General features: G+C 70.9%; 6 protein-coding genes. All 6 read left to right on the forward strand.

The window, feature by feature from the left end:
- A partial coding sequence (gene mltG / locus CCN51_RS26525) for an endolytic transglycosylase MltG (RefSeq protein WP_107426081.1) occupies positions 1-1,292 on the forward strand: 1,292 nt, incomplete at its 5' end.
- Positions 1,293-1,298: 6 nt separating this feature from the next.
- Complete coding sequence (locus tag CCN51_RS26530) at positions 1,299-2,147, forward strand: shikimate dehydrogenase (protein WP_014174974.1); 849 nt, start codon at positions 1,299-1,301, stop codon at positions 2,145-2,147.
- Between the two features lie 160 nt (positions 2,148-2,307).
- Positions 2,308-3,492, forward strand: a complete 1,185-nt coding sequence (aroC, locus tag CCN51_RS26535; protein ID WP_043486412.1) for a chorismate synthase — start codon at positions 2,308-2,310, stop codon at positions 3,490-3,492.
- Positions 3,493-3,500: 8 nt separating this feature from the next.
- Positions 3,501-4,031 carry a shikimate kinase gene (locus CCN51_RS26540; protein WP_238545327.1) on the forward strand — a complete coding sequence of 177 codons (531 nt, stop codon included), beginning with the start codon at positions 3,501-3,503 and terminating at the stop codon, positions 4,029-4,031.
- Positions 4,028-5,122 carry a 3-dehydroquinate synthase gene (gene aroB, locus CCN51_RS26545; RefSeq protein ID WP_014174971.1) on the forward strand — a complete coding sequence of 365 codons (1,095 nt, stop codon included), beginning with the start codon at positions 4,028-4,030 and terminating at the stop codon, positions 5,120-5,122. The genes CCN51_RS26540 and aroB overlap by 4 nt, the downstream gene beginning before the upstream one ends.
- A complete protein-coding gene (gene aroQ, locus CCN51_RS26550) occupies positions 5,119-5,559 on the forward strand; it encodes a type II 3-dehydroquinate dehydratase (protein WP_014174970.1) in 441 nt (146 codons plus the stop codon). Before aroB ends, aroQ begins: the two co-directional genes overlap by 4 nt.
- Positions 5,560-5,807 lie beyond the last annotated feature (248 nt).

Below are 5,807 nucleotides of genomic sequence, written 5' to 3' on the forward strand. Positions count from 1 at the left end.
ATCCCCAGGCCCCCCAGCCCCAGGAGCCCGTCGCCGAGCAGGCCGAGCACGACGAACCGGCCGACGACCACCCCTTCTTCCGGGACGGCGATGGCGGAGGCGACATACTCCGCCACGACCGCGACGACCGTGCCGACGACGAGTACGACGACGAAGACGCCGACGAGGACGAGGGGCGCGGGCGCCGGAACAAAAAGCCCGCCAAGCGCCGCAGCGGAGTCGCCTGCCTGTTCGTGACCGTGGTGCTGGTCGGCGTCGTCGGCGGAGGCGGCTACTTCGCCTACCAGTTCTGGCAGAGCCGCTTCGGCCCGGCGCCGGACTACTCGGGCGCGGGCAGCGGTGAGGTCACGGTGGAGATCCCCGAAGAGGCGAGCGTGACCGCCATGGGGAACATCCTCAAGGACAAGGGCGTCGTGAAGAGCACGGACGCGTTCATCGAGGCCGCCAACGCGAACGAGAAGGGCGGCAGCATCCAGCCCGGCTCGTACACGCTACGCAAGCACATGTCCGCGGCGGAGGCCGTGAAGCTCATGGTCGACCCGGCGAGCAGCAACGGCCTGATCATCAGGGAGGGCATGCGCAACGTGCAGATCTACGCCGCGATCGACAAGAAGATCGGCCTCAAGGCGGGCACGACCAAAAACGTCGCCCTTAAAGAGGCCAAAAACCTCGGGCTGCCGGACTGGGCCGACGACAACCCCAAGATCAAGGATCCGCTGGAAGGGTTCCTGTTCCCCTCCCGCTACAGCGCCGGCAAGGACACCAAACCCGAGGACGTCCTGCGGAAGATGGTCACCCAGGCGAAGAAGAGCTACGCCAAGTACGACCTCGAAGGCAAGTCCAAGGAGCTGGGCCTGAAGTCGCCGCTCCAACTCGTCACCGTCGCCAGCCTGGTCCAGGCGGAGGGCGTCACCCACGACGACTTCCGCAAGATGGCCGAGGTGGTCTACAACCGCCTCGAACCCGGAAACACCGAGACCAACGGCAAGCTGGAATTCGACTCGACGTACAACTACATCAAGAACCAGAACAAGATCGATATCTCGATTCAAGAGATCAAGAACTACGACAACCCCTACAACACGTACTTCTACCGGGGGCTGACGCCGGGGCCGATCGGGAACCCGGGGGAGGACGCGCTGAAGGCGGCGACGAATCCCACCGACGACGGTTGGTACTACTTCATCTCGCTCGACGGCAAGACGACCAAGTTCACCAAGACGTACGCCGAGCACCGGAAGCTCGCCGACCAGCTCGACAAACAGCTCGACGAGCAGCGCAAGAACAGCTGAGGAAAGATGTCGGAAAACCGCAGGGCCGCGGTGCTCGGCTCGCCGATCGCCCACTCCCTGTCCCCGGTGCTGCACCGCGCCGCCTACGAGAAGCTGGGCCTGGCCGGGTGGGCCTACGACCGGCACGAGGTGGACGAGGCCGGGCTGCCCGGCTTCTTCGAGCGGCTGGACGCGACGGCCGGTGACCGCCCGTGGGCGGGGCTGTCCCTGACCATGCCGCTCAAGCGTGCGGTCATCCCGCTGCTCGACGAGATCAGTGACACGGCGGTCTCGGTGGAAGCGGTCAACACGGTTGTCTTCACCGACGACGGCCGCCGGGTCGGCGACAACACCGACATCCCCGGCATGGTCGCGGCGCTGCGCGAGCGCGGTGTCGAGCGGGTGGCGGGCGCCGCCGTGCTGGGCGCCGGGGCCACGGCCTCCTCGGCCCTGGCCGCGCTGTCCCGTGTCTGCGAGGGCGAGGTCACCGCGTATGTGCGCAGCGAGGCGCGGGCCGCGGAGATGCGGCAGTGGGGCGAGCGGCTGGGGGTGGAGGTCCGTACGGCGGACTGGGACGACGCCGCCGAGGCGTTCCGCGCGCCCCTGGTGATCGCCACCACCCCCGCGGGCACCACGGACGTGCTGGCCGCGTCCGTCCCCGACCGCCCCGGTGCGCTCTTCGACGTGCTGTACGACCCATGGCCGACCCGGCTCGCGGCCGCCTGGGCGGAGCGCGGCGGCGCGGTCGTCAGCGGCCTGGACCTGCTGGTGCACCAGGCGGTGCTCCAGGTCGAGCTGATGACCGGCCGGACCCCCGCCCCCCTGGCCACGATGCGGGAAGCGGGCGAGGCGGCCCTCGCCAGTCGCGCCCGCTGATTTTCCCGATCCCTCGAAAACTCGAGAACCATTGGGTCCGCCAGCTGGACCGGCGCTCGGGGGCGGCACCGGACGTGGGAGGATCGGAGGTGGCGGGCCCCGGCCGCGCGCTGCCCGGGCCATGCCGCCGTACGTCGAGGCGCGAGCATGAGGAGCACCGTTGAGCAGGTTGCGCTGGCTGACCGCGGGGGAGTCGCACGGCCCCGCACTCGTGGCGACGCTGGAGGGACTGCCCGCTGGTGTGCCGATCACCACCGACATGGTGGCGGACGCCCTCGCCCGCCGGCGGCTCGGCTATGGACGCGGTGCCCGGATGAAGTTCGAGCGTGACGAGGTCACCTTCCTCGGCGGCGTTCGGCACGGTCTCACCCTCGGCTCCCCGGTGGCCATCATGGTCGGCAACACCGAGTGGCCGAAGTGGGAGCAGGTCATGGCGGCCGACCCGGTGGATCCGGAAGTGCTCGCCGGGCTGGCCCGTAACGCCCCGCTGACCCGGCCCCGCCCGGGCCACGCGGATCTGGCGGGTATGCAGAAGTACGGCTTCGACGAGGCCCGGCCGATCCTGGAGCGGGCCAGTGCCCGCGAGACCGCCGCGCGTGTCGCGCTCGGCACGGTCGCCCGCTCCTACCTGAAGGAGACGACCGGCATCGAGATCGTCTCCCATGTCGTGGAGCTGGCCGCGGCCAAGGCTCCGTACGGCGTCTACCCGACCCCCGCGGATGTGGCGCGGCTGGACGAGGACCCGGTGCGCTGCCTGGACGCCGATACGAGCAAGGCGATGGTCGCCGAGATCGACCAGGCCCATAAGGACGGCGACACGCTCGGCGGCGTCGTCGAGGTGCTGGCGTACGGCGTGCCGGTGGGGCTCGGCTCGCATGTCCACTGGGACCGGCGGCTCGACGCCCGTCTGGCCGCCGCGCTGATGGGCATCCAGGCCATCAAGGGCGTCGAGGTCGGCGACGGCTTCGGTCTGGCCCGGGTGCCAGGATCGAAGGCGCATGACGAGATCGTGCCGGGCGAGGACGGCATCAAGCGGGCCTCGGGCCGCTCCGGCGGCACCGAGGGCGGGCTGACCACGGGCGAGCTGCTGCGGGTGCGCGCCGCGATGAAGCCGATCGCGACCGTGCCGCGGGCCCTGGCCACGGTTGACGTCACGACGGGTGAGCCGACCCAGGCCCACCACCAGCGCTCGGACGTCTGCGCGGTTCCGGCCGCGGGCATCGTCGCGGAGGCGATGGTGGCGCTGGTCCTCGCGGACGCCGTCGCGGAGAAGTTCGGCGGCGACTCGGTCACCGAGACCCGGCGCAATGTGAAGGGCTTCCTCGACAACCTGGCCATCAAGTGAGCGGCCAGGTGACCGGCCCGGGAGCGAGCGGGCCGGTGATTGTGCTGGTCGGGCCCATGGGCGTGGGGAAGAGCACCGTCGGGCGGGTGCTCGCCGAGCGGCTGGGCACCAGCTTCCGGGACACCGACACCGATATCGTCGAGACGGCCGGAAAGCCGATCTCCGAGATCTTCATCGACGAGGGCGAACCGCACTTCCGCGAACTGGAGCGGCAGGCCGTGCGGGCCGCGGTCGCCGAGCACCGCGGGGTGCTGGCCCTCGGCGGCGGCGCGATCCTGGACGACTCCACCCGCGCCCTGCTGGCCGACCTGCCGGTCGCCTTCCTGGAGATGGGCGTCGCCGAAGCGGTCAAGCGCACCGGCCTCGACGCGCCGCGCCCGCTGCTCGCCGTCAACCCGCGGCAGCGCTGGCGCGAGCTCATGGAGCAGCGCCGTCCGCTGTACACCGAGGTGGCCCGCGCGGTCGTGTCGACCGAGGGCCGCACCCCCGAGGACGTCGCCGACGCGGTCCTCGACGCACTGGAGTTGAAGGACGCATGAGCACCGACACACCCACCCGTATCCAGGTCGGCGGCACCGCGGGCAGCGAGCCGTACGAGGTCCTGGTCGGCCATCGGCTGCTCGGCGAGCTGCCCGGCCTCATCGGCACGGCGGCCAAGCGCGTCGCCGTGCTGCACCCGGAGTCGCTGGCCGAGACCGGTGAGGCCGTCCGCCAGGACCTCCTCGGGCAGGGCTACGAGGCCATCGCGATCCAGCTGCCCAACGCGGAGGAGGCCAAGACCGCCGAGGTCGCCGCGTACTGCTGGAAGGCGCTCGGCCAGACCGGCTTCACCCGCAGCGATGTGATCATCGGCGTCGGCGGCGGTGCCTCCACCGACCTCGCGGGCTTCGTCGCCGCGACCTGGCTGCGCGGGGTGCGCTGGATCGCCGTCCCGACGACGGTGCTCGGCATGGTGGACGCGGCGGTCGGCGGGAAGACCGGTATCAACACCGCCGAGGGCAAGAACCTGGTCGGTGCCTTCCACCCGCCGGCCGGTGTGCTGTGCGACCTGGCCGCGCTCGACTCGCTGCCGGTCCACGACTACGTCAGCGGCCTCGCCGAGATCATCAAGGCGGGCTTCATCGCCGACCCGGCGATCCTGGAGCTGATCGAGGCGGACCCGGAGGCGGCCCGCACCCCCGCGGGACCGCACACCGCCGAGCTCATCGAGCGCTCCATCCGGGTGAAGGCCGAGGTCGTCTCCTCCGACCTCAAGGAGGCGGGGCTGCGGGAAATCCTCAACTACGGCCACACCCTCGCCCACGCCATCGAGAAGAACGAGCGCTACAAGTGGCGGCACGGCGCGGCGGTCTCCGTCGGCATGGTCTTCGCCGCCGAGCTGGGCCGCCTCGCCGGACGCCTGGACGACGCCACGGCCGACCGGCACCGCGCGGTCCTGGGCTCCGTCGGCCTGCCGCTGACCTACCGCGGCGACCAGTGGCCCCGGCTGCTGGAGACCATGAAGGTCGACAAGAAGTCCCGCGGCGACCTGCTGCGCTTCATCGTCCTCGACGGCCTGGCCAAGCCCGCGGTGCTGGAGGGCCCGGACCCGGCCGTGCTGCTCGCGGCGTACGGAGAGGTGTCCGCGTGACCCGCAGGGTGCTCGTCCTCAACGGCCCCAACCTGGGGCGGCTCGGCAGCCGTGAGCCGGATGTCTACGGCGCGACCTCCTACGCCGGGCTGGTGGAGGAGTGCGTAAAGCTCGGCGCCGAGCTGGGCTTCGAGGTCGATGTGCGGGAGACCAACGACGAGGGCGAGATGATCCGCTGGCTGCACGAGGCGGCGGACGGCTCGACTCCGGTCGTCATCAACCCCGGTGCCTTCACGCACTACTCGTACGGTATGCGGGACGCGGCGGCGCAGCGCACCGCACCGCTGGTCGAGGTGCATATCTCCAACCCGCATGCGCGGGAGGAGTTCCGTCACAACTCTGTCATCGCGGCGGTCGCCAGCGGCACCATCGCCGGGTTCGGAATCGGGTCGTATCGCCTCGCATTGCGCGCTTTGGCCGACGAATTGGCCGGATGACGGCTGTCGCTGGGCACACACCGTATTCCCCGGCCGTTCACACAGTGGCGGCCGGGGCAGGTACCGTTCGGTAGAACCGGCTTCACCGCCGCGTCTTCACGCGACAGTTGCCAGCACCAGACCGCCTGCACGAGACGGAGTGCCACCGGATGCAGCACTCAGTGGGAGCTCCGCTGCCACCGCCCCATCAGCCCGGGCCGGCCCCCGACGCGGGCGGCGCGGGCTGGGCCCAGGGCACGGGCCACCAC

Origin of the sequence: Streptomyces milbemycinicus, from assembly GCF_002154605.1 — a bacterium.
In the GTDB taxonomy this organism is placed as follows: domain Bacteria; phylum Actinomycetota; class Actinomycetes; order Streptomycetales; family Streptomycetaceae; genus Streptomyces; species Streptomyces milbemycinicus.

Excerpts from the sequence above, each read along its gene's own strand:
- CCN51_RS26530 (WP_014174974.1), top strand. The coding sequence starts at position 1,299 with ATGTCGGAAAACCGCAGGGCCGCGGTGCTCGGCTCGCCGATCGCCCAC.
- aroB (WP_014174971.1), top strand. The coding sequence starts at position 4,028 with ATGAGCACCGACACACCCACCCGTATCCAGGTCGGCGGCACCGCGGGC.